Source organism: Planctomycetota bacterium, from assembly GCA_039819165.1.
Classification (GTDB): domain Bacteria; phylum Planctomycetota; class Phycisphaerae; order Phycisphaerales; family UBA1924; genus JAHCJI01.
In genome coordinates, this window is record JBCBSM010000026.1 from 1 (window position 1) to 521 (window position 521).

Below are 521 nucleotides of genomic sequence, written 5' to 3' on the forward strand. Positions count from 1 at the left end.
AGCTGCAGCGCATGGGCGCCGAGATCCGGCTCGAGGGCAACACAGCGGTGATCCACGGCGTCGATCGCCTGACCGCTGCGCCTGTTATGGCGACCGACCTGCGGGCGTCGGCGGGCCTGGTGCTGGCGGGCCTCGCCGCCGAGGGTGAGACCCTGGTCGACCGCATCTATCACGTCGATCGTGGCTACGAGCGCATCGAGGAAAAGCTGGGTCAGCTCGGCGCGACGATTCGTCGCGTCGCCCGCTAACGCGCTAGCACGTACCCGTCAGAACGGATCGTCCGGTGGCCGCTCGCCGGCGATGACCGTCGTATCGAACGGCGCACCGTCGCGCCAGCCGCGTATGCCGACTTCATCGCCCGGGTTCGTCCCGGCGACGATCAGCAGCGCCTGCCGGCGGGACAGGATGGGTTCACCGTTGATCTCGAGGATCACGTCGTCCTGTTCGAGTCCGGCCTGGTCCGCTGGTCCGCCTTCGTAGACCGACACCAGCAGGATGCCGATATCGCCCTCCAGGCCTCG

2 protein-coding genes are annotated in these 521 nt (G+C 68.3%); one reads left to right on the plus strand and one right to left on the minus strand.

Annotated elements, in window-relative coordinates:
* A partial coding sequence (locus AAFX79_13860) for a UDP-N-acetylglucosamine 1-carboxyvinyltransferase (GenBank protein ID MEO1009640.1) occupies nucleotides 1–248 on the plus strand: 248 nt, incomplete at its 5' end.
* Between the two features lie 18 nt (nucleotides 249–266).
* Here AAFX79_13860 and AAFX79_13865 read toward each other — a convergent pair.
* Nucleotides 267–521, minus strand: a 255-nt coding sequence (locus AAFX79_13865; GenBank protein MEO1009641.1) for a PDZ domain-containing protein, incomplete at its 5' end; no start/stop codon positions are given.